This is a genomic window from Polynucleobacter yangtzensis (assembly GCF_001595965.1).
Taxonomy (GTDB): domain Bacteria; phylum Pseudomonadota; class Gammaproteobacteria; order Burkholderiales; family Burkholderiaceae; genus Polynucleobacter; species Polynucleobacter yangtzensis.
This window is the reverse complement of sequence record NZ_LOJI01000040.1, coordinates 181647-202800: the sequence shown is the minus strand read 5'-3', so window position 1 is coordinate 202800 and position 21154 is coordinate 181647. Positions and strand designations below refer to the sequence as shown.

The following is a 21154-nucleotide window of genomic DNA, read 5'->3' as shown; positions in this document are numbered from 1 at the left end:
AAGCACATAAAGTATCTAAATGGAAAAAGCTAACCGAGAACAATTCTCCAAAGCCCGCCTACTGGTTGTAGGTGATGTGATGCTCGATCGCTACTGGTTTGGTGATACCAATCGTATCTCTCCAGAAGCTCCTGTACCAGTGGTGCAGGTAGGTAAGATTGATGAGCGACTGGGTGGCGCTGCTAACGTAGCTCGAAATGTGGCGGCCCTCGATGCAAAGGTAACTATTTTAGGTATTGTTGGCGATGACGAGCCTGGGAAACGTGTGGTTGAGTTATTAAAAGCAGGCGGTGTTGATAGTCAGTTAGAAATTGATTCTGATGTACCGACGATTGTGAAGTTGCGTGTGATTGCGCGCCAACAACAATTGATCCGCTTAGACTTTGAAGAAACTCCCAGTGCAAAAGCGCTCGCTCATAAGCTAGAGCGTTTTGAAAATCTGGTTGGCGATTCGGATGTCGTCATTCTGTCTGATTACGGCAAAGGTGCTTTGGGCCAAGTAGCTCATATGATTGAGCAAGCTAGGGCGCAAAACAAAATGATTTTGGTTGATCCTAAGGGCGAAGACTACGAAAAGTATCGAGGCGCCACTGTTTTGACGCCCAATCGTAGTGAGTTGCGTCAGGTAGTTGGCAGCTGGGCTAGCGAAGAAGAGTTAACTAAGAAAGCGCAGGAACTGAGAAAGTCTCTCGACTTACAAGCTCTGCTTTTGACCCGTTCCGAAGAGGGTATGAGTTTGTACACTGATGCAGGCGTGAGTCATGTGAAGGCCCAGGCGCGTGAAGTATTTGATGTGTCGGGTGCTGGTGATACTGTGATTGCGACCTTGGCTGTTGCTTTGGCTGCTAAGTGGCCATTAGAGAGGGCGATGGCTCTTGCAAACCGTGCAGGTAGCATCGTAGTTGGTAAGCTAGGTACTGCAACCGTTACTTCAGAGGAATTACAGTGACTATTATCGTAACCGGCGCGGCTGGGTTTATTGGCGCAAACATTGTTCAGGCGCTTAATGCGCGTGGCGAGAAAAACATCATTGCGGTTGATGACCTTCGTCCTGCAGATAAATATCGCAACCTCGCTGATTTAGACATCATTGATTACCTCGATAAAGATGAGTTTCTGGAGGCATTTAGAAGCGGTCGCTTTGGCAAGGTCAAGGCGGTATTTCATGAAGGCGCTTGTTCGGACACCATGGAAACTGACGGTATTTTCATGATGGCGAATAACTACCGCTACACCATGGATTTGCTGGATATCTGTACTGAGCAAAAGGTACAGTTGCTTTATGCCTCTTCAGCTGCAACTTATGGTGGCTCAGACGTTTTTGTGGAAAGCCGCGAGCATGAGAAGCCTCTCAATATTTACGGCTACTCCAAGTTCTTATTTGATCAAGTGATGCGTAAGCGCTTTGCTGAGAAAGCCAATACAGCCCAAGTGGTTGGGTTCCGCTACTTCAACGTCTATGGTCCCCGCGAGTCACACAAGGGTCGCATGGCATCCGTTGCGTTTCACCAATACCATCAGTACAAAGCAAATGGCCATGTGAAGCTCTTTGGCGAGTATGGTGGTTATGGTCCTGGTGAACAAAGCCGTGACTTTGTATCAGTTGAAGATGTGGTGAAGGTAAACCTCTTCTTCCTGGATCATCCAGAAATCAGTGGCATCTTCAATCTGGGCAGTGGTCGCGCACAACCCTTTAACGATGTTGCCCATGCAGTTGCTAATGCTATGCGTAAGCTCGATAAAGCAGCTCCTGCATCTTTACAAGAGCTCGTTAAGGAAAAAGCGATTGAGTACATTCCATTTCCGGATGCACTCAAAGGTAAATATCAGTGCTTTACCCAAGCTGATTTAACTAAGCTCAGAGCCGCCGGCTACCCCGAGCCCTTCCTTAATGTTGAGCAGGGTGTAGGAAGATATATCGAGTGGTTGGAGGCCAATTCTGGTTTCTTGGCCAACCCTTTGTAAGGTAGTCAACTAGAATAAATTCTCTTCGTTGTACATGATCCACGCGCACTTTGTGCCCGTGGATTTTTTATTTTCTAGAGGAGAAAAAATGACTCAATATTTAAAATTAGAAAAAGTACAAGGTTTTGTTAGGGCTGTAGCAGTGGCATTAACTTTCTTGACTTCAAGCACAGGCGTGAGCCATGCTTCACCGATTAACGTCAACACTGCAACCCAATCTGAGTTGGAAAGTATCAAGGGTATTGGTCCTGCCAAGGCAAAAACAATTATTGCTGAGCGTTTAGATGGCGGACATTTTCAGGATGCCAATGACTTGCAAAAGCGCGTTCGTGGCATCGGTATGAAATCAGTAGAAAAAATGGTGGATAACGGCTTAACCATTGAAGCTCCTAGCTCTTTTCGGGAGCCCAATGGTCGCACCAAAAAGGAGGGCGGGGCTTCTAGCAGACGCAATTCTCGTAATCAAGCTAGTGGTCGCAATCAGCCGGAGCGTGCGGGAGCAGGTCGCCGAAATTAAACCCTATCGCGTGTAAGGCGGCTTGTGGCTAAAATGACCTTATGAGCAAACCTTCCTACCTTACTATTTCACAGACAGTGGGCAATACCCCACTGGTTCGTTTACAGCGCATTCCTGGTCTGGAAAACGAGAATCGTAACAATGTGATTCTGGGTAAGTTGGAAGGTAATAATCCAGCGGGGTCGGTGAAGGACCGGCCTGCGCTGTCGATGATTTCTCGCGCACAAGAGCGTGGCGAAATTAAACCTGGCGACACATTAATTGAGGCAACTAGCGGTAACACTGGCATTGCGTTGGCAATGACTGCAGCGATGCTGGGTTACAAAATGATTTTAGTGATGCCAGAAAACCAAAGCATTGAACGTCGTCAGAGTATGGCTGCCTATGGCGCCGAACTCATTTTGACAGCAGCTTCTGGTGGCATGGAGTTTGCTAGAGATTATGCTCTGCAATTGCAACGAGAAGGTCGAGGTAGATTGCTCGATCAGTTTGCTAATCCAGATAATCCCAGGGCGCATATCGAAACTACCGGCCCAGAAATTTGGCGTGATACTGATGGACAAGTGACTCACTTTGTTTCGGCGATGGGAACTACCGGCACCATTACTGGAGTGTCGACTTATCTAAAGTCCATGAATCCTGCGATTCAGATTATCGGAGCGCAACCTGAGGATGGATCACAAATTCCAGGGATTCGTAAATGGGCGCCTGAGTATTTACCTAAGATCTATCAAGGCGAAAAAGTTGATCTTATTGAATATGTATCTCAAGCTGATGCTGAAGAGATGGCGCGTCGTTTGGCTGTTGAAGAAGGTATCTTCTGCGGTATATCTGCCGGCGGCGCCCTAGTAGTCGCCTTGCGCATTGCGCGTCAAGTTGAAAATGCCACGATCGTATTTATTGTCTGCGACCGCGGCGACCGCTACTTATCTACTGGGGTGTTTCCTGCTTAAGTAGATTTGGCCTTTTTCTTTTGGTTTGATTTCTTGGTCTTGGATTTTTCGGTAGCAGCTTTAGCCCCTCCATTTTTGCTTGGGCTTTCTGTTGGAGCCGCACTTTGATTCTTGTATCCCAGAGCTTCAGCAAATTCAGCAACGCTTTGCGCATAGAAGTAACTGCGGTTGTACTGAACAATCGTCAGAAAATTATTTAAGCCAACAAAATATTGCACTTCATCGGCGCCATCTTTATCAGGGTAGGGCAAGTCAATAATGAAGGCTTTGCTTTGTGGTTCTACGCCACCACTTTGTAGGTCGCCTTGTTGTTTGGTTAGGATGCCCTTATCAATTAGTTCCTGCACAGTGAATTTCAATTGCGGTTCACCATCAGCCAACTGCTTGGCGGTTTCAATGCCATTGGCTTGAACTGGAAACGAAATCGGCATGCCAGGTTGCCAGCCATGTTTTTTCATAAAACTGGCTACGCTAGCAATGGCATCCTTCGGGCTATTTTTAAGATCGATGCGCCCATCTCCATCGCCATCTACCGCAAAGTTACGAATGCTTCCAGGCATGAACTGCGGCAGACCAATGGCTCCAGCATAAGAACTGTTTTGATTTAAGCAGGAGCTAAAGATTGCACTATTGACGCCTTGGCTACTCTTCTTGGATGGCAGCTTGCCACCTGCCTCGGTCCAACAAAGCAAAATGAGTTCTTTGAGTTGGTCCTTAAAAAGCTGTTCACGCGCTGGTTTGTTTGGGGTCTCGGGGTAGCTAAAGGCGAGAGTGGAAAGTACGTCTTTCACCCTGAAGTTACCGGTTTGGCGCCCATAGATAGTTTCGATTCCAATAATTGCCACAATAATTTCGGCAGGAACCCCTGATTCTTGCTCGGTTTGGCTCAAAAAGGCCTGGTTTTGCTCCCAAAATGCCTTGCCGGCCTTGAGGCGGACTGGCTCAATAAAGCGCTTCCGGTAAGCCAGCCAATTTTTCTTAAAAGTCCCCGATGGGGGTAATACCAGTTTCCGAATCGAGGGAATCGTTTTAACATCAAAAAAGCCCATTTCTAGCGTTGGAAGCGGTATTTCTTGGGTTTGGGAGACCTGTCCGAGTAGTTCGTTGAGGTTTTGGCTAAAACGCGCCTCTGAGGCTGCATCCTCAGTCTGGTTTACGATGGCTTGTTGGGACTTTGTAGGCTGTGTGGGGGCGCTAGAACAGGCCGCTAGCGCAAGAGTCAAAAGCAAGAGGGGAATACGAAAGTTCATGCTGAAGGTATTGGATTTTCGAATATTGAACACGTTTTATCGGATTATAAAAATTATAAATTTGTGATTAAGGATTTTGAGTAATGACAACAGGATACATAACTCATCCAGACTTTCTGAAACATGAGATGGGAAGCCATCATCCAGAGTGTCCAGAACGAATTCAAGCGATTAATGACCAATTGATTCGTAGCGGTGTTGATCGCCTACTGCATCACTTGGATGCACCATTGGCAACCGAAGATCAACTAGAGTTGGTACACAGTCCTGATCACGTTTCTTTTGTGAGGGATCGCGCTCCTGAGAGTGGCTATTTCATGCTTGATGGTGACACCATCATGAACCCCCATACCTACAGAGTGGCGCTGAGAGCTGCTGGCGCTGCCATTGCTGGAGTAGATGCCGTAATGAAGGGCGAAGTAGAGAATGTCTTTTGTGCGGTGAGACCTCCAGGGCATCACGCAGAACCAACTAGATCAATGGGATTTTGTTTATTTGATAACGTGGCAATCGCCGCACGATATGCCATGGAAACCTATGGCATTGAGCGTGTAGCGATTATTGATTTTGATGTGCATCATGGCAATGGTACGGAAGCCGCTTTTTTCAATGACCCTAATGTATTGATGTGCAGTTTTTTCCAGCATCCTTTTTATCCCTATAGTGGCCTTGATCATGCAAACAATATGGTTAACGTGCCTTTACCAGCTTCCACTCGTGGTGATGTAGTTCGTTCGATTGTGGAAGAGAGATGGCTGCCTGCTTTGCGTAACTTTGAGCCTGAGCTCGTGATTATTTCAGCAGGCTTTGATGCTCATCGTGAAGATGATCTTGGTCAGATGGGTTTAGTTGAAGATGACTATGCCTGGATCACCAAGCGCTTAAAAGAAATTGCAATTGATTATGCACAAGGTCGTATTGTGAGCTGCCTAGAGGGGGGTTACAACCTCTCAGCACTAGGGCGAAGTGTCGTGGCTCACGTTAAGGCGTTAGCAGACATTTAATGCAGTAACTGTAATTTAGTAAAACGAAATCGAAAGCTGAAGATGGCAAATATTTATGAACAAGGTTTGGATCGCAATCCAGCCAATTACACCCCAATTACTCCGCTCCTCTTTTTAGAGCGCTCAGCAGAGATTTATCCGAATAAAACCGCCATTATTCATGGCAAGTTGCGCCAGACTTGGCAGCAAACATATGAACGTTGCCGTCGCTTAGCTAGTGCTTTGCAAAAACACGGTATTGGTTTGGGTGATACGGTGGCAGTAATGTTGCCCAATACCCCGCCAATGGTGGAGGCTCACTTTGGTATTCCGATGGCGGGTGCGGTATTAAATGCCCTCAATACCCGTTTAGATGCCGAATCAATTGCATTTATGCTCAACCATGGTGAAGCAAAAGTGGTCATTGTTGATCCGGAGTTTTCAGCTGTCATGAAGAAGGCTTTGGAGATCGCAAAGAAAGAATCAGGGCGTGAATTTTTAGTAATCGACGTAGAAGAAAAAGAGTTTGATGTGCCTGGTGAGAAGTTGGGCAAACTGACTTATGAAAAATTTCTTTCTGAGGGCGATCCTAGTTTTGCATGGCAAGTGCCCGCTGATGAATGGCAAGCAATTTGCTTGAACTACACCTCCGGTACTACTGGCAATCCTAAGGGAGTTGTCTATCACCATCGCGGTGCTGCAATCAACGCCGTTTCAAATGTGTTGGACTGGGATATCAATAAGCATCCGGTGTACTTGTGGACATTGCCGATGTTCCATTGCAATGGCTGGTGTTTCCCGTGGACGATTGCTGCTCGTGCAGGTGTAAACGTCTGCTTACGTCGTGTGGATGCGCAGCATATTTTTGCAGCGATTAAAGAGCATGGCGTGACTCACTATTGTGCTGCTCCTATTGTTCATAACCTCTTGGTCAATGCGCCTGATGAGCTGAAGGCTGGTGTTCCTGCGGGCGTCAAAGGCTTGATTGCAGGCGCTGCGCCACCTGCATCCATTATTGAGGGCATGGAAAAGTTAGGCTTTGACTTAACTCACGTATATGGCTTGACTGAGGTTTATGGCCCAGCGTCAGTGTGCGTCAAGCAAGATGAATGGAATGATTTGGATATCGGTGAGCGTGCTCGTTTGAATGCTCGTCAAGGCGTGCGCTATCACATGCAGCAAGCAATTGCAGTACTGGATCCAGAAACGATGAAACCAGTTCCTGCTGATGGTGAAACCATGGGCGAGATTATGTTCAAAGGCAACATCGCTATGAAGGGCTATCTTAAGAATGAGAAAGCTACTCAAGAAGCGTTTGAGGGTGGATGGTTCCATTCGGGTGACTTAGCTGTGATGAATCCTGATGGTTACGTCAAGATGAAAGACCGTAGCAAAGACATCATCATTTCTGGTGGGGAGAATATTTCTTCTGTTGAGGTGGAGGATGTTCTCTATCGCCATCCTGCAGTGAATGCCGCCGCCGTTGTTGCTAAACCAGATCCAAAGTGGGGCGAAACCCCTTGCGCCTTCCTGGAGATTAAGCCAGGGTCAGAGGTGACTCCAGAAGAGATCATTGCCCATTGCAAGCAGCATTTGGCTGGCTTCAAGGTTCCTAGGGCGATTGTGTTCTGCGAGCTACCCAAGACATCAACCGGCAAAATTCAGAAGTTTGAGTTGCGCAAGCAGGCTGGATCTGCCACTGCTATTGATGTTTAGAGATTGCTCTTCAGGGCGGATAAAATAGATCGTTAACCATTATTGAGAATTCCAAATGAAAATCTTAGTAGCTGTAAAACGTGTTGTTGATTACAACGTCAAAATTCGGGTGAAATCAGACAATTCTGGCGTGGATCTTGCTAACGTCAAAATGAGTATGAATCCCTTTGATGAAATCGCAGTTGAAGAGGCGGTGCGTTTAAAAGAAGCGGGCGTAGCAACTGAAGTGGTAGTGGTGACTGCAGGCGCAACCCAATGCCAAGAAACATTACGTACTGCTTTAGCTATTGGCGCTGATCGCGCCATCTTGGTTGAGACTGCTCCTGATGCCGACTTGCAGCCTTTGGCAGTAGCAAAGATTCTCAAGGCGCTCTCTGATAAAGAGCAGGCGCAAATCATCATCCTTGGTAAGCAAGCGATTGATGACGATAGCAATCAAACTGGTCAGATGTTGGCAAGCCTGATCGATATCCCACAAGCAACCTTTGCATCTAAGGTGGTTATTGCTGATGGCAAAGCCACTGTGACTCGTGAAGTGGATGGCGGTTTAGAAACTATTGCCCTTTCTTTGCCTGCAGTCATTACGACTGACTTGCGTCTGAATGAGCCACGTTATGTCACTTTGCCGAACATCATGAAAGCCAAGAAAAAGACCATTGATATTGTGAAGCCGGAAGATTTGGGTGTCGATATTGCCCCACGTCTTAAAACAATCAAAGTTGAAGAGCCGCCTAAGCGTAGCGCAGGTGTGATGGTTGCTGATGTAGCAGCTTTGGTAGAAAAACTCAAAAATGAAGCGAAGGTGATCTAAATGGCCGCACTTGTTATTGCTGAACACGACAATCAATCCTTAAAAGCAGCTACGCTTAATGCAGTAGCGGCTGCTTTGCAGTGCGGTCCAGAGGTGGATGTGCTGGTTGCTGGTAGCGGGGCTGATGCCGCCGCAGCTGCAGCAGCTCAAATTGCTGGTGTACGTAAAGTTATTCAAATCGATGCGGCAAATTTAGCTGATCAATTGGCCGAACCTTTGGCTGCACAGATTCTCTCAATTGCGAATGGCTATAGCCATATCTTGGCTCCAGCAACTGCTAACGGTAAGAATGTCTTGCCACGCGTTGCTGCTAAGTTGGATGTTGCTCAGCTATCTGACATTACTAAAGTATTGTCAGCAGATACTTTTGAGCGCCCAATTTACGCTGGTAATGCAATTGCAACAGTGCAATCTGTTGACCCAGTAAAAGTGATCACTGTTCGTACCACTGGTTTTGATCCAGTAGCCTCGACTGGCGGTTCAGCTGCTATTGAGAAAGCGGCAGTTGCTGACAGTAAGGCTCAATCCTCTTTTGTTGGTCGCGAGTTAACTAAGTCAGATCGCCCTGAATTGACTGCTGCCAAGATCATCGTATCTGGTGGCCGTGGTTTAGGTTCTGGTGAGAAGTATCAAGAACTCATTACGCCTTTGGCTGATAAGCTCGGAGCTGCCTTAGGGGCATCGCGCGCTGCTGTAGATGCGGGTTATGTACCAAATGACTACCAGGTTGGTCAGACCGGCAAGATTGTGGCTCCACAGTTATATATCGCTGTAGGTATCTCTGGTGCCATCCAGCACTTAGCTGGTATGAAAGATTCCAAAGTGATCGTAGCTATTAACAAAGATCCAGAAGCGCCAATCTTTGGCGTTGCGGATTATGGTTTGGTTGCAGATTTAAATACCGCTGTTCCAGAGTTAACTAAAGCTTTGGGATAAGTGGCTGGCAGCAATGCTAGTCAAACAATAGAAGTATTCAATTTGAATTAAAAGGAGTTGTAATGCCATACGTAGCCCCAGTGAAAGATATGTTGTTTGTGATGAATGAACTAGCTGGGCTATCAGATGTCGTTGCCTACCCCTCTTACGCAGAAGCGGGTGCAGATGTGGATTTAGCGCCTGCCATTTTGGAAGAGTCTGCTAAGTTCAATCAAGATGTTGTTGCACCCCTGAATTGGGCTGGAGATCAAAATCCAAGCTCATTAAAAGATGGTGTTGTTACAACCACTCCCGGCTTTAAGAATGCTTTTGAGCAATATGCTGCCGCAGGATGGCAAGGCGTTATCCATCCAGCAGAGTTTGGTGGCCAAGGTCTGCCAAAGCTAATTTCTACTGCATGTTTGGAGATGGTCAATGCAGCCAATCTTTCTTTTGCCCTTTGCCCATTACTGACTGATGGGGCTATTGAAGCCTTGTTAACAGCGGCAAGCCCAGAACTTCAGGAGCAATACGTTCCAAAAATGATTTCTGGTGAGTGGACTGGAACAATGAACCTCACCGAGCCACAGGCTGGCTCCGATTTATCGATGGTGCGTTCACGTGCCGTACCGGAGGGTGATGGCACGTACAAGATTTTTGGTACCAAAATTTACATCACCTATGGTGAGCACGATATGGCTAAGAATATTATCCATTTGGTGCTTGCAAGAACACCTGATGCGCCTGAGGGTGTAAAAGGGATTTCTTTATTCGTAGTGCCTAAGTTCTTGGTTAATGCTGATGGTTCATTAGGTGAGCGCAATGATGTGCATTGTGTATCCATTGAGCACAAGCTTGGCATCAAGGCTAGCCCAACTGCAGTACTGCAATTTGGCGACCATGGCGGAGCAATCGGCTACTTGGTTGGTGAAGAAAACCGCGGTCTGGAATATATGTTTGTAATGATGAATGCAGCTCGCTTTGCAGTAGGTATGCAAGGTGTTGCAGTTGCAGAGCGCGCTTATCAAAAGGCTGTTCAATACGCAAAAGACCGTGTCCAAAGCCGCGACTTAGCTGGCTCTCCTGGCCCTGTAGCGATCATTCATCAGCCGGATGTGAAGCGCATGCTGATGACTATGCGTGCTTATACAGAGGCATCACGTGCCCTAGCTTATTACGCTGCTTCTGCCTATGACGCACAGCACGCAGCGCCTGATGAGGCTGTACGCAAAGCTAACCAGGCCATTTATGAATTCTTAGTGCCGATCGTTAAGGGCTTCTCTACGGAGATGTCGATTGAGGTAGCAAGCTTGGGTGTTCAGGTGCATGGTGGCATGGGCTTTATTGAAGAGACTGGCGCTGCACAGCACTATCGCGATGCCCGTATCTTGACGATTTATGAGGGCACTACTGCCATTCAGGCGAATGACTTGGTCGGCAGAAAAACCGTACGTGATGGCGGCGCTATTGCAAAAGAACTTTCCCAAAGAATTGCTGCCACAGAAAAAGATTTAGCTGCTAGTGGTTCAGCGGATGCTAAAGCGGTTCTCAAGCAACTTACATTAGCTCGCGCTGCATTCGAGCAAGCGGTAGCCTATATCGTTGCAAATGCTAAGACTGATATCAAAGCGGTCTACGCTGGCAGTTTTGCCTACCTGCGCTTATCTGGTTTAGTGTTGGGTGGTTGGCAAATGGCTAGAGCACTTTTAGCAGCTGAGCGTTTGCGTGACGGTGATCCAAGTTTCTATGATGCAAAAATTGCTACAGCGCGTTTCTTTGCCGAGAACCTCATGCCTCAAGCACAAGCCCTGGCCACATCGATTGTGGAAAGCGGACACTCTACAAATGCATTAGAAGTGGAGCAGTTCTAAAGAGATTTAAAAGTGAATAAAAAAACCGCTCCAAAGAGCGGTTCTTGCAAAAGAAAAGCTATCTGCAATTACTGGGATAGCTTTTTTGCTTCGTGGATTTGAGAGATAAAGAATTGCTCGAATGAGACTGCTAAAAAAGTCATCATCACACCAGCACCAAAAACTAAAGAGAAAATCACAGTCAAGATCACCGGCCAGCCAGAGCGGCTGCGACGATGCTCTTCAATGCCGGGATTAAATTGAGCATCCCACTTTTCATCTAAGCGAAGACCGAAAGCAATCGTCGTTAACCAACTTGCTTCAATAGCAATAAACCCAAAAGTCACAAGCACCCATCCTGGCGCAGAATGAAAATGTGCGCCTTTTAAAATAACCCAACCCGCCACACCACCAATTAAGGCAAATAACTGCACCCATGCCCAAAAGGATTTGAGCCCCTGCAGATAAAAGCAGTTGAGACCGCTTCCAGGAAGGAGAAATCCCAGCGCACAAAATAGGAGTTTGGATTTTTTCATAAGTATTTCTGTAGAGTTGCCGATATTTATTTATTTGGTTTTTGAGTAAAGCTTAATACTTCACGATCCGTGCCAATCATGAGTAGTTGATCGCCATTGCGCACGATGCTGCGATAGTCGTTTAGCTGATAGAGAAAATCATTTTCTAGTTCCATACGTTGCGGACTACAAGCCATTTTGGTGCTGGCAATTTGCTTGAGAGAGAAACCGCGCGCATCTTCATCGATCGTTGCAGTGAAGCGATTACATCCTGTCGAACCACTAAGGCGTTGGCCATTGACGTCAAAAATGATTTGGATGGGATTACTAGCGTCACCTTGGGGGATTTGGCGGGCTCGAACCTCACCATTGTTGTTTGGGGGCAGGTTCCAACGGGTGAGCTCCCATTTGGTGTTTTTGAGCTCACTGCTCGGTGGGCTGATTTTGGCGCCACAAGGCGGGATAACGTTAGCGCAACCAACCAAAAAACCAAGACCTAAGCAAGAAAGCGCCAGAAATAGCCTATTTATTTGGCTTCTAAAGGCGGCTGAAACGCTGGATTTAAGGGTCATATTTTTCTAAGTTATTGTTTTTAATATACTTTTTACATCTGGCTACATTCTATTCTACTGGCTAGCCTTCTTAAATAGGTGGAAGAAGTAGGGGTTTTCGTCTAGAATATGAGGTTTTCCGCTCTACCGTATCTGTATTTGGTGAGCTGGAGCCCAAGATTTTTTGTAGAAATTTCATTGGGTTGTAATCAACCTGTTTTCATTTTAGATTTTAAGGAATAAGTATGGTCGTCATTCGACTGGCACGCGGCGGTTCTAAGAAGCGCCCTTTTTACAGCATCGTTGCTACTGATAAGCGCAACCGTCGTGACTCGAACTTTATCGAGCGTATTGGTTATTTCAACCCACAAGCAGCGGCAACTGAGCAAGCAATGCGTATTGCTCAAGACCGTTTGACTTACTGGACTGGTGTTGGTGCGCAAATCTCTCCAACAGTAGTGCGTTTGATCAAAAACAATCCAGCTGTTTAATATTCGATTACTAAAAGCTTCATCGAAGTGATGAAGCTTTTAGTGACAGAATTTCTAGTAGTTCTATTTTGGGAAAATAAGGTGTCTTACAAATGAGCGCACCTTCCCTTAATGATTTGATTGAGCTTGGCGCCATATCTGAGGCACAAGGTTTGCAGGGTCAAGTGAAGGTTAGACCTCACTCTTCAGAGCCTGTAGCACTTCTTTCTTCTAAATCAGTTTGGTTATCTCTGATCCCGCGTAGGGATGCTGGCGTTTCTGCGTCTGTAGAGCAGGCCTCATTGACGCAATACAAAGTAAAGAGTGCCAAGATGCACAGTGGTAATGTGGTGATGGCGCTTGAAGGTGTTAGCGATCGCGATCAAGCGCTTGCGTTAAAGGGTGCCAGAATATTAGTTGCGCGCGATGCCTTTCCAAAGGCCGAGAGTGATTCCTATTACTGGGTAGACCTCATTGGATGTAACGCCATCAATTTGCAAAATGAAACTCTTGGTGAGGTGATTGACGTCACTGAGAATGGTGCGCATGGTGTCATCGCAATTGGCGATGCACAAACAAAGACAATCAAATATTTGGTACCGTTTGTAAAAGAGGTGGTGCAAAACGTTGATCTGCCAAAAAAAGTGATTGCGCTTGACTGGCAATCTGACTGGCAATAAAGCTCATAGATAATTCGAGATAGATATGCGCTTTGATGTTGTAACCTTATTTCCAGAAATGTTCTCTGCTTTAACGCAGTGGGGTATTACTGGGCGCGCATGTGAACAATCTTTGGCTAGCGTCCATTTGTGGAACCCTCGAGATTTTTGTTCTGATCCTCGTAAAACGGTAGATGATCGCGCCTATGGCGGCGGCCCAGGAATGGTCATGATGGCAAAGCCATTGGAAGATGCCGTTGCTGGAATCAAGGCATCCCATGAGGCAGCTGGAATCAAAAGCGGTCCAATCTGCTTATTAGCGCCCCAAGGGGAGCGTTTTTCTCAGAAGATAGCGACAGATATCCTCAATTACGGTAATTTAAGCTTCATTTGTGGTCGATATGAGGCCGTAGATCAGCGTTTTGTCGACCGAAACGTCGATTTACAGCTTTCTATTGGCGATTTCGTGCTTTCTGGGGGTGAAATCGCCGCTATGGCCATGATGGATGCGGTAATTAGGCTTATCCCAGGAGCCCTTGGAGATGGCGAATCAGCCGCCCAGGATAGCTTTATGAACGGCCTTTTAGACTATCCGCATTACACCCGCCCTGAAATATATGAAAATTTATCCGTTCCGGACGTGCTTTTAGGCGGACATCACGCTAAAATAGCGGTTTGGCGTCGGCAGAAGTCTTTAGAGCTGACGTTGAGGTTAAGGCCGGACTTAATTGAATCGGCTAGAACCAAAGGGTTGCTAACCCGAGAAGATGAACAATTTCTTCGCTCTCTGTAAATACTTTTAGTGTGCAGTAGTGAATAGGTAGTTTAGTTTTTGGTTTAGTGAAATTGTTTTAACTGCATCCTCTATTAGGTCCGTTGATTTATATCTCGGGATTAAACGCTAATACGATGTTTAAGGATTAAAAATGAATTTAATTGAAAAAATTGAGCAAGAAGAAATTGCTCGCTTAAGTGCTAACAAAGTATTGCCAAGCTTTGCTCCTGGCGACACAGTAGTTGTTAGCGTAAACGTAGTTGAGGGTACACGTAAGCGTGCCCAGGCCTTTGAAGGCGTTGTGATTGCTAAGCGTAATCGCGGACTCAATTCCAGCTTTATCGTTCGTAAGATTTCATCTGGCGAAGGTGTAGAGCGTACATTCCAAACTTACTCACCATTGATCGCTGGTATTGAAGTGAAGCGTCGCGGTGATGTACGTCGTGCGAAGTTGTACTACTTGCGCGATCGTTCAGGTAAGTCTGCACGTATTAAAGAGAAGTTGCCTGCACGTAAGACTGCAGCAGCAGCTCCAGCCGCAGAATAAATGTCGGCTTGAAGTAAAAAAGGCGGCCTCGGTCGCCTTTTTTGTTGCCTTAGAATATGAATATGCCCAAGACACCAAGCCCTGAAGACTACGCAATGAATGTTGCAGCGCCCCCAGGATTTGATGCGCAAGCAGTTCCGATTCATGAGACATGTGCACATGAAAAAAAGGTAGCAAAAGAATTTCTTGAGCCAGCTGGTTTAAAGCTGCGCTTGCAATCTCCACCAAAATGGGAGCCAGAGATTACCGATGAAAACCGTCATGTGATTGCGGCAGATATTATTGCCAAACGTGAGTCTGCCGGAAAAGTTACTAAAGCTGCCGTACTTATTCCTCTTGTATTGAAAGAGGAGGGATTGTCAGTGCTGCTAACGCAAAGAACCAATCATTTGCGCGATCACGCAGGACAAATTAGTTTTCCAGGCGGTCGCATGGATCCGGAGGATCAAAGTCCAAATGACACTGCTTTACGTGAGAGTCAGGAAGAAATTGGACTGGATCCCAAGAGAGTTGAGATTATTGGCCACATGCCTCAGTATTTAACAGTATCTGGCTATAGCGTGACGCCAGTAGTAGGATTGGTTCAGGCTCAGGCAGAATACGTCTTAGATGAGTTTGAAGTAGCGGATGTATTTGAAGTACCCCTGAGTTTTTTACTTGATCCTGCCAACCATCAGGTTAGACTGTGGCAAAGTGAGCAGGGCGGACGACGTTTTTATTCAATGCCTTATGAGAACCGCTTTATTTGGGGTGCCACTGCGGGAATGTTGCGTAACCTTTATCATTTATTAAAAGTATGACTTTCTTTTCTATTCTCTTCGCCCTCATTGCTGAGCAATATCGCCCAGTAACTTCAAGCCATTGGATTGCGCGTGTTTGCGCCCGCTGGTTGGATTGGGTTGCTGCTGAATTCGGTGGCAAGACTGAAGAAGGTGCGAGCCCTGTAGGCGCGCGTATGGCCTGTTTGGTTGCCTTCATCTTGCCAACCTTCTTAGTGTTCATGGTGTATGTCATTTGCATGGTGACTTACCCCATCCTCGGATTTATTTGGAATATCGTCATCGCGTATTTGTTTTTTGGCTTTCGTCAGTTCAGCCATTCATTTACTGCTGTGCATGAAGCGATTGAAGCGCATGACTTGCCTGGAGCTCGTGCTGCCTTGGGTGAGTGGTACGGTCCTGAGTTAGACACTTCCAACTTAACTGAGACCGAAGTGATTTCTTTGGCGCTTGAACGTGCCATTATCGGATCACATCACCATGTCTTTGGTGTACTGTTCTGGTTCATGATGCCAATGGGTCCAGCGGGTGTTGTGCTCTATCGCTTGGCAGATATTGCTGCGCAACGTTGGTCTGAGCGTGGTGACTTCAATCTGAGTGAAGCTGCACGTCATTTCTTCTACGTCTTGGATTGGGTTCCTGCACGCATTACCGCCATGGGCTTTGCGATTGTTGGTAACTTTGAAGGCGCTGTTTATGGTTGGCGTTACCTGACACAAAAATGGTCTGATTCTTTATCGGCAGTGATCTTAGCTGCAGGTAGTGGAGCTCTAGGTGTTCGCTTAGGTGAGCCAATGAGTGAGCCTGATAGCGGTGAAGCATTGCGTATGGCGGAAGCTGGTGAGCCAGTTGTATACGAGGTAGGTCTTGAACCTACTGAGCGCACCATGCGCTCCGCAGTGGGATTGGTATGGCGTCTCGTTATCGCTTGGATGGCTTTGTTGCTAATGCTGACCATCGCTCTTTGGCTTGGCTAATTCCCTGAATTTGTACATCCGCTGTTTTTGAGTCGGAGTGTAATTGTCTAAATAGCGCCAGTCTTTCTGGCGCTATTTCGTTTCTGTCTACCGCTTCTCGTACCGCACAGTCTGGCTCAGATAAATGTGCGCAATTATGAAAGCGACACTTACCAAGCAAGTCTTTAAATTCTCTGAAGGCGTGCTGTAGTTCACTTACAGACATGTGAGCTAAACCAAATTCCTGAAAGCCAGGTGAATCAATCAGCGCACCTAACTTGCCGGTTGCATCTCTGCCCCAGGCTTCTGGCAGTTCAAAGTAACGGCATGCAGTGGTGGTGTGTTTACCAGTATCTAGACGTACTGAATACTCTTGGGTCAGCGCTGCGGCGTTGGGTATCCAGGCATTGAGTAAGCTAGATTTGCCCATACCTGATTGACCAACAAAAACAGAAATTTTGCCTTGCAAGGCTGTACGTAAGGAGTCAATCGAGGCCGGATCAAATTTGGCGGAGACTTCACTCACCTGATAGCCCATGCGCGCATAGGGCGCGATGATTTTTCGAGCATGCTCCAGGTGATCTTTGAGATCGCATTTATTGAGCAGGATATGTAGACCTATTTGATTGGCTTCTGCTGCTACTACTGCTCTGCCTAAAAGGTCTGGTGAGAAAGCCGGCTGTGTAGCGAGCACTACTAGGATTTGATCTACGTTTGAAGCAATGAGCTTGCTCTTAAATGCATCTGAGCGATAGAGAAGATTCTCTCGTGGCTCAATTTGGATGATGCGCGCTTGATCAGCCGAAGTCATTTCAAGCAACATGCGATCACCCACGGCGCCTATGTGTTGTTTGGCGGGTGTGCTTACTTGAATCAGTGGACCGCTGGGGGACTCACAGCCATTAGCATCCGTATTTAAACGCTGCGCTAAATAATGCCTTCCGTAGGAGGCAATGAGTAGCGCATGAAACTGTTCCATCCTTATGAGCTAAACCGTTGTAAGTTAGCGATGCGTAATGGCGCAGGCGGATGAGAGCTATAAAAAGCCGTATAGATTGGATCTGGCGTGAGAGTCGACGCATTGTCTTGGTACAACTTCACTAGGGCAGTAACCAAATCTTTTGCTGAAGATTTTTCAGCAGCAAAGCCGTCAGCCTCGTACTCATGTTTACGTGATGCCAAGCTAGAGAGTGGTGTGAAGAAGAAGCTAAATACTGGCGATACCAACATAAAGAGCGCCAATGCAAGTCCACCGTTATAGCCATTGAGGTTAGGCATTACGCCCAAGTCTGTGTAGAACCAAACCTTTGTGCTAATCCAACCCAAGAGAGCAAACATGGCGAAGCTCAACGCAAAGGAAACCAAGAGTCGCTTACGAATATGGTTGCATTTGTAATGACCAAGCTCGTGTGCGAGTACTGCCTCTACTTCGCCTGGATTGAGTTTCTCAATGAGGGTGTCAAAAAATACAATGCGTTTAGCTTTGCCCATGCCAGCAAAAAATGCATTGCCATGAGCGCTACGCTTACTGCCATCCATAACAAATAGACCTTGGCTGGCAAAGTCACAGCGTTTGAGAAGCGCTTCAATCTGCGTCTTTAATGGGCCTTCATCTAGGGCTTGGAATTTATTAAAGAGTGGGGCGATAAAGGTTGGGAAAACCCACTGCATTAGCAAGCTAAAGACTGTTAACACTGCCCATGCCCATAACCACCATAAATCTCCTGCTTTTTCCATCAAGGACAAAATGACCCAAAGTAGTGGGACACCAATCGCACTCCCTACCGAGATCCCTTTAAACATATCTGAGAAGAAAAGTTTTTTGGTCATCCGGTTAAAGCCAAAGCGCTCTTCTAAATGAAATTGCTTGTACCAAGAAAATGGAATATCGAGCACTCCGGAGATAAGCACAATTGAAACAAGCAGCGCCATTTGTTGGGGAATGCCTTCACCCAGAAGTTGCAGCAGTGCCATGTTTAGGATCTGCAAGCCACCCAATAAGGTAAAGCAAATTAAAATGATGGCGCTGACGCCATTTTCTATAATGCCAAGGCGTAATTTGGCGATAGTGTAGTCAGCCGCTTTTTGATGTTCAGCTAAAGTCACTTTTTCAGCGAATTCAGCAGGCACGGCATCGCGATGCTTTGCCACATAGCGAATTTGACGTTGGGACAGCCAGTGGCGTAAACCAAAACTAGCAATAAAGGCGATTAGAAAAATAATTGTGAATGTCATGAGATCATTATAGATATGAGCGAGCAAACTAACACAACAGCAGCACCGGCAGTTAAGGCGGCACCAGCCAATGAGCACCTTATTTGGGTGGATATGGAGATGTCGGGTTTAAACCCCGAAACCGAGCGGATTTTGGAGATTGCCATCATCGTTACGGACGCCCATTTGAATACTATTGCTACAGCCCCCGTCTGGGTTGTGCATCAAGAGGATGCAGTCTTAGATGCAATGGATGCTTGGAATAAGGGCACTCATGGGCGTTCAGGCTTGATCGATAAAGTGAAGGCATCCACCTTGGATGAGGCTACCGTCGAAGCTGAATGTATTGCATTTCTGAAAAAATATATTAAGGCAGGTATCGCACCGATGTGCGGCAACACGATTGGTCAAGACAGACGCTTTATGGCTAAGTACATGCCTAAGTTAGAGGCTTACTTTCATTATCGGAATATCGACGTGTCTACTCTAAAAGAGCTCTGCAAACGTTGGCATCCCGAGTTGGTTAAGGGCTTTGCTAAGAAGCAGGCTCACACAGCCTTGGCTGATATCGAGGAGTCTATCGAGGAGCTCAAATACTATCGTGAGAAATTTATCGTACCCTTGCCACAGTGATTGAATAAACACCGCACAAGCAAAAGGTCCGCAATGCGGACCTTTTTATTTGCTAACAGATGATTAGTGTTCGGATTACTTTTTAATCGCGCTCTTGGGTCTGAAGACCTTAATCACTGATTCATCGGTTTCGATGTACGGACCACCAATTAAATCGATGCAGTAGGGTACGGCAGCAAAGATGCCGGGAACGATCGATTTGCCGTTTTCATCTTTGAGGCCTTCGAGTGTTTCGGCAATCGCCTTGGGTTGTCCAGGCAAGTTAATGACCAGCGCAGCATGACCATCGACCTCCCTAAGAACAGCGGTTTGTCGAGACAGAATTGCGGTAGGGACAAAGTTCAGGCTAATTTGACGCATTTGTTCGCCAAAACCGGGCATTTCACGGGTTCCAGCATCGCGGGTAGCCTCAGGGGTGACATCTCTTCTTGATGGGCCTGTACCACCTGTGGTGAGGACTAAGTCGCAGCCTAGTTCATCTACAAGCTCAACAATGGTCTCGGTAATGACTTCGGATTCATCAGCAATCAAGCGTTCATGAAAGACGCAGGGGTTACTGATTGCTCTCATGAGCCAGGCTTGGAGTGCGGGGATGCCTTCATCTTGATAGACGCCCTTGCTGGCGCGATCCGAGATCGAAATGAGGCCAATTTTGACCTCATTTGGGCTATTTCGTTTTAGGGCTTCGGTATGCTTCATGTTTCTATTCTAGCTATTATTAGGGTATGTTTACATACACATCGAATCAGTTTCAAGAAATCATCGATTTCATGCTCAAAGAGGCCAAAAGAAGGGGTGCCTCTGATGCCGTAGCTGAGGTCTCGGAAGGGCAAGGCCTATCCGTAACCGTTCGCAAGGGTGAAGTTGAGACTATTGAGCAAAGCCTAGACAAGCAAGTAGGCGTTACATTATTTTTGGGCCATCATCGTGGTAATGCTAGTACTAGTGACTTTTCTAAAGAGTCTCTCAAGGCAACGGTAGACGCTGCGTTTCATATTGCTCAACATACTGCAGAAGATGTGTGTGCTGGTCCAGCAGAGGCTGACCTACTAGAAAAGCATCCACTGGATTTAGATTTGTTTCATCCGTGGAATATCGATGCAGCTGCTGCTGTAGAAATCGCGCGCAGTGCCGAAGGTGCGGCATTTGCCGTGAGCAAACAAATTCAAAATAGTGATGGCGCATCTGTATCAGCACATCATGCTCATTTCATGATGGGGACATCTCTCGGCTTTATGGGTGGTTATCCATTTTCTCGCCACTATATTTCTTGTGCTCCGATTGCAAGTTCAGGCGGTAAGAAAGCGCATATGCAGCGCGATGATTGGTATTCCAGTTCACGTATTCCCGGGGAGTTGGCTGATCCTGCTGCGATTGGGCGATATGCGGCTCAGCGAGCCTTATCTCGTCTCAAGGCAAGATCATTGAGTACTCGACGTTGCCCCGTGATCTTTGAAGCCCCTTTGGCTGCAGGCTTATTGGGTGGCTTGGTGCAAGCGGTTTCTGGAGGTGCTTTATATCGCCGCTCTAGCTTTTTACTAGATAGCCTAGGTAAACAAGTTTTACCAAAGCATGTCAGTTTGTATGAAGACCCACACTTAAAGTCAATGACTGGTAGCGCACCATTTGATGAAGAGGGCGTAAAAACTACCGCTCGCACAGTGGTAGACAAGGGGATACTAGAGGGCTATTTTTTATCAACCTATTCAGCTCGTAAATTGGGCATGAAGACTACCGGCAATGCAGGTGGCTCACACCATCTTACCTTACAGAGTAAAAGAACACCTAAGGGTGGTTTACCAGCCTTACTAAAAGAGATGGGTACGGGGCTATTGGTTACAGAGTTAATGGGTCAGGGCGTTAATTATGTGACGGGCGATTATTCGAGAGGTGCATTTGGTTATTGGGTTGAGAATGGCGAGATCCAATATCCTGTTGAAGAGGTCACCATTGCCGGTAATTTGCGTGATATGTTGATGGATATTCAGCTCATTGGCAGTGATACGTTGATCCGCGGGACCAAAGAAACGGGATCGATCTTGTTAGGCTCGATGACAGTTGGTGGAAAATAATTTAAGAGCTGAAGACGGTTACC

Annotated in this window: 23 protein-coding genes; 17 read left to right on the top strand and 6 right to left on the bottom strand. The window is 46.7% G+C overall.

Annotation, left to right across the window (positions count from 1 at the left end; genetic code table 11):
• Positions 1 to 19 precede the first annotated feature (19 nt).
• From rfaE1 to cysM, 4 genes are all read left to right on the top strand, one after another.
• On the top strand, positions 20 to 949 hold the full coding sequence (rfaE1, locus tag JaK3_RS09890; RefSeq protein ID WP_068324316.1) for a D-glycero-beta-D-manno-heptose-7-phosphate kinase: 930 nt from the start codon (positions 20 to 22) through the stop codon (positions 947 to 949).
• Positions 946 to 1965 (top strand): ADP-glyceromanno-heptose 6-epimerase, encoded by a 1020-nt coding sequence (rfaD, locus tag JaK3_RS09885; RefSeq protein WP_068324313.1) that lies wholly within the window; start codon positions 946 to 948, stop codon positions 1963 to 1965. The genes rfaE1 and rfaD overlap by 4 nt, the downstream gene beginning before the upstream one ends.
• 88 nt (positions 1966 to 2053) lie before the next feature.
• Complete coding sequence (locus JaK3_RS09880; RefSeq protein WP_150114268.1) at positions 2054 to 2482, top strand: ComEA family DNA-binding protein; 429 nt, start codon at positions 2054 to 2056, stop codon at positions 2480 to 2482.
• Positions 2483 to 2523: 41 nt separating this feature from the next.
• On the top strand, positions 2524 to 3435 hold the full coding sequence (gene cysM / locus JaK3_RS09875; protein WP_068324310.1) for a cysteine synthase CysM: 912 nt from the start codon (positions 2524 to 2526) through the stop codon (positions 3433 to 3435).
• On the opposite strand, the gene JaK3_RS09870 is transcribed toward cysM, so the two are convergent.
• On the bottom strand, positions 3432 to 4685 hold the full coding sequence (locus JaK3_RS09870) for a lytic murein transglycosylase (RefSeq protein ID WP_068324307.1): 1254 nt from the start codon (positions 4683 to 4685) through the stop codon (positions 3432 to 3434). The two genes, cysM and JaK3_RS09870, sit on opposite strands and share 4 nt — an antisense overlap.
• Before the next feature lie 83 nt (positions 4686 to 4768).
• Between JaK3_RS09870 and JaK3_RS09865 the strand changes: the two genes are divergently transcribed.
• From JaK3_RS09865 to JaK3_RS09845, 5 genes are all read left to right on the top strand, one after another.
• Entirely contained in the window at positions 4769 to 5689 is a 921-nt protein-coding gene (locus tag JaK3_RS09865; RefSeq protein WP_068324305.1) for a histone deacetylase family protein, read from the top strand.
• 42 nt (positions 5690 to 5731) lie between these two features.
• Complete coding sequence (locus tag JaK3_RS09860; RefSeq protein WP_068324302.1) at positions 5732 to 7384, top strand: acyl-CoA synthetase; 1653 nt, start codon at positions 5732 to 5734, stop codon at positions 7382 to 7384.
• 55 nt (positions 7385 to 7439) lie between these two features.
• Entirely contained in the window at positions 7440 to 8195 is a 756-nt protein-coding gene (locus JaK3_RS09855; RefSeq protein ID WP_068324299.1) for an electron transfer flavoprotein subunit beta/FixA family protein, read from the top strand.
• Positions 8196 to 9131: an electron transfer flavoprotein subunit alpha/FixB family protein gene (locus JaK3_RS09850; RefSeq protein ID WP_068324296.1), complete on the top strand. Its 936-nt coding sequence runs from the start codon at positions 8196 to 8198 to the stop codon at positions 9129 to 9131.
• A 62-nt stretch (positions 9132 to 9193) separates the two neighbouring features.
• Complete coding sequence (locus JaK3_RS09845) at positions 9194 to 10981, top strand: acyl-CoA dehydrogenase (protein WP_068324293.1); 1788 nt, start codon at positions 9194 to 9196, stop codon at positions 10979 to 10981.
• A 68-nt stretch (positions 10982 to 11049) separates the two neighbouring features.
• Here the strand turns inward: JaK3_RS09845 and JaK3_RS09840 are convergent, their stop codons facing one another.
• Together JaK3_RS09840 and JaK3_RS09835 are read right to left on the bottom strand one after the other, a co-directional pair.
• Positions 11050 to 11496, bottom strand: coding sequence for a hypothetical protein (locus tag JaK3_RS09840; protein ID WP_068324290.1), 447 nt, complete (start codon positions 11494 to 11496; stop codon positions 11050 to 11052).
• Between the two features lie 26 nt (positions 11497 to 11522).
• Positions 11523 to 12047 (bottom strand): META domain-containing protein, encoded by a 525-nt coding sequence (locus JaK3_RS09835; RefSeq protein ID WP_068324286.1) that lies wholly within the window; start codon positions 12045 to 12047, stop codon positions 11523 to 11525.
• Between the two features lie 224 nt (positions 12048 to 12271).
• Here JaK3_RS09835 and rpsP point away from each other — a divergent pair, with 224 nt between their 5' ends.
• The 6 genes from rpsP to JaK3_RS09805 all read left to right on the top strand — a co-directional run bounded on the left by rpsP (position 12272) and on the right by JaK3_RS09805 (position 16233).
• Positions 12272 to 12517, top strand: coding sequence for a 30S ribosomal protein S16 (rpsP, locus tag JaK3_RS09830; RefSeq protein WP_011902362.1), 246 nt, complete (start codon positions 12272 to 12274; stop codon positions 12515 to 12517).
• A gap of 92 nt (positions 12518 to 12609) precedes the next feature.
• Entirely contained in the window at positions 12610 to 13176 is a 567-nt protein-coding gene (gene rimM / locus JaK3_RS09825) for a ribosome maturation factor RimM (RefSeq protein ID WP_068324283.1), read from the top strand.
• Between the two features lie 25 nt (positions 13177 to 13201).
• A complete protein-coding gene (gene trmD, locus JaK3_RS09820) occupies positions 13202 to 13948 on the top strand; it encodes a tRNA (guanosine(37)-N1)-methyltransferase TrmD (protein WP_068324280.1) in 747 nt (248 codons plus the stop codon).
• A 133-nt stretch (positions 13949 to 14081) separates the two neighbouring features.
• The gene (gene rplS / locus JaK3_RS09815) at positions 14082 to 14477 is read left to right on the top strand and encodes a 50S ribosomal protein L19 (RefSeq protein WP_068324277.1); all 396 of its coding nucleotides are present in this window, start codon (positions 14082 to 14084) and stop codon (positions 14475 to 14477) included.
• 62 nt (positions 14478 to 14539) lie between these two features.
• Positions 14540 to 15277 carry a CoA pyrophosphatase gene (locus JaK3_RS09810; RefSeq protein WP_082786432.1) on the top strand — a complete coding sequence of 246 codons (738 nt, stop codon included), beginning with the start codon at positions 14540 to 14542 and terminating at the stop codon, positions 15275 to 15277.
• The gene (locus tag JaK3_RS09805) at positions 15274 to 16233 is read left to right on the top strand and encodes a CobD/CbiB family protein (RefSeq protein WP_068324274.1); all 960 of its coding nucleotides are present in this window, start codon (positions 15274 to 15276) and stop codon (positions 16231 to 16233) included. Before JaK3_RS09810 ends, JaK3_RS09805 begins: the two co-directional genes overlap by 4 nt.
• Here JaK3_RS09805 and rsgA read toward each other — a convergent pair.
• Together rsgA and JaK3_RS09795 are read right to left on the bottom strand one after the other, a co-directional pair.
• Positions 16178 to 17191: a ribosome small subunit-dependent GTPase A gene (rsgA, locus tag JaK3_RS09800; RefSeq protein WP_068324271.1), complete on the bottom strand. Its 1014-nt coding sequence runs from the start codon at positions 17189 to 17191 to the stop codon at positions 16178 to 16180. The two genes, JaK3_RS09805 and rsgA, sit on opposite strands and share 56 nt — an antisense overlap.
• Positions 17192 to 17193: 2 nt before the next feature.
• The gene (locus JaK3_RS09795; RefSeq protein WP_068324268.1) at positions 17194 to 18447 is read right to left on the bottom strand and encodes a M48 family metallopeptidase; all 1254 of its coding nucleotides are present in this window, start codon (positions 18445 to 18447) and stop codon (positions 17194 to 17196) included.
• Positions 18448 to 18462: 15 nt separating this feature from the next.
• Between JaK3_RS09795 and orn the strand changes: the two genes are divergently transcribed.
• A complete protein-coding gene (gene orn, locus JaK3_RS09790) occupies positions 18463 to 19059 on the top strand; it encodes an oligoribonuclease (RefSeq protein WP_068324265.1) in 597 nt (198 codons plus the stop codon).
• A gap of 75 nt (positions 19060 to 19134) precedes the next feature.
• On the opposite strand, the gene mog is transcribed toward orn, so the two are convergent.
• Positions 19135 to 19758: a molybdopterin adenylyltransferase gene (gene mog / locus JaK3_RS09785; protein WP_068324262.1), complete on the bottom strand. Its 624-nt coding sequence runs from the start codon at positions 19756 to 19758 to the stop codon at positions 19135 to 19137.
• A 26-nt stretch (positions 19759 to 19784) separates the two neighbouring features.
• Between mog and pmbA the strand changes: the two genes are divergently transcribed.
• Positions 19785 to 21131, top strand: a complete 1347-nt coding sequence (pmbA, locus tag JaK3_RS09780; protein ID WP_068324260.1) for a metalloprotease PmbA — start codon at positions 19785 to 19787, stop codon at positions 21129 to 21131.
• The last annotated feature ends 23 nt before the right edge of the window (positions 21132 to 21154 follow it).